Genomic DNA, 1,549 nt, shown 5'->3' with positions numbered 1-1,549 from the left:
GCATTATTGTATCCATCCTTATAAAAAATAGGCAAAAAAAAGCCCAACTCTATGTTGGGCTTTTTCTAACAATATATCAAATTACCAGTAAACACGAGCACCGATACCGAAATTATTTTCGCCCTCAACAGTCTTAGGATCTACAACCATATCACTACCTTGAGCGTTGAAACCTAGAGTACTACCGTCTGCATAACCATACTCAGCATAGACACGTGCCCAGCTAGCGTACTTGTATTCAACACCAACGTAAACAACGTTGCTATCTTCTAATAAATCGTGATCTTGAGACACGAACTCATAACCACCATATACTGTTGTTTTATCAGCAACGCCATACGTAGCAGCTACTGAGAAACCTGTTTGGTCTGCTTTATCAATAGCAGATTCAACAGAAGATGCCGCAACAGTTGCACCAACTGTTAGAACATCTTTAGAGTACTCAACAGTACCTTCGTAGTATGTGTTCTCAAGGCCTGTAAAATCAGAACCAGCTACATCATCAGTTGTTTGACCACCACCAAGGTGGATATTTACGTCACCAACAGAAAAACCAACGTAAAGTTCAGCTAGCTCTTGATTAGAATCATCTTCTGCTAATCCGTATCCTGCTTTTACCCAGAAGTTGTCAGAATCATAAGAGTACTTTACTTGTGAGTCATGAAGAGCACCGTTCAAAGTAGAGTAAAGCAGTGCAGAACCACCAAAGAAGTATGAGTAATCAGCGCCGTATACATCATCTGATGTAGTCCATTGCTTACCAAATTTGATTGCTCCCGCTTGATCGCTGCTAAAGCCAAAAATGTGGTTACGTACATACATGTCGCCACTGTCTTTCAATGCAAATTCTACTTTACCAAGAACTTTAAGATCATCAGATACATTATATTGAGCGTCAACACCAGCACGCGAAGAACCTGAACCTAATTTGGCATCTTGCCCGTCTAGGAACTTAAGCTCTGTACGTAGTTGACCGTAAAAGTCTACTGCGCCGTCTTCTGATTTGTAAATTTCCGCTGCGTTTACTGAGCCTGCTGCTGCAACAACTGCAAGTGCTAATAGAGTCTTTTTCATAATAAATCCACTGCCTTTTCTAAGAATGGGAGATCCTTGCCCGGTTCCCTTTTATTTTTATGACTGGTCATTACCACTCTTTGTTGGTTAATCACCGTCACTAAATTTCGAGGTCTAGATTGCAAAAGATTATCCTGCGTGTCAAATAAACTAAAAACAAACCTAAAAAAAACACAAAGCAATCAAAATCAACTACTTACATTTTTTTTCATAGTTTTACGAGCAGCTTATCCTTAGTTTTATCAGGAAATATAATAATCCAAAAAAAGAACAAAACAGCATTTAACACCACAAACAACTTGTAAAAACGCCACATCTCAGGATTTAACACCTACAAGCAAGTCTTTTTTAATATTTATATTTCGCAACATAAATAAAATAGTTAAGTTCCTGATGGTTCAGTTTTTTTTTGTGAACAAGATCTACCTTTGATTCAAAAGCAAGCTATTTCACCGTAAATGTACCGACTAGTGAT

1 protein-coding gene is annotated in these 1,549 nt (G+C 38.2%); it reads right to left on the bottom strand.

Translation table 11 applies throughout. The features are described from left to right. Positions 1 to 81: 81 nt before the first annotated feature. Positions 82 to 1,074, bottom strand: a complete 993-nt coding sequence (locus AB4512_RS22515; RefSeq protein WP_372175758.1) for a porin — start codon at positions 1,072 to 1,074, stop codon at positions 82 to 84. Positions 1,075 to 1,549: the final 475 nt, after the last annotated feature.

The sequence above is a fragment of the Vibrio sp. 10N.222.52.B7 genome (assembly GCF_041474275.1).
GTDB classification, from domain to species: Bacteria; Pseudomonadota; Gammaproteobacteria; order Enterobacterales; family Vibrionaceae; genus Vibrio; species Vibrio crassostreae_C.
Note: the sequence above shows the minus strand (reverse complement) of the source record. Positions and strands in the feature narration are given on the sequence as shown.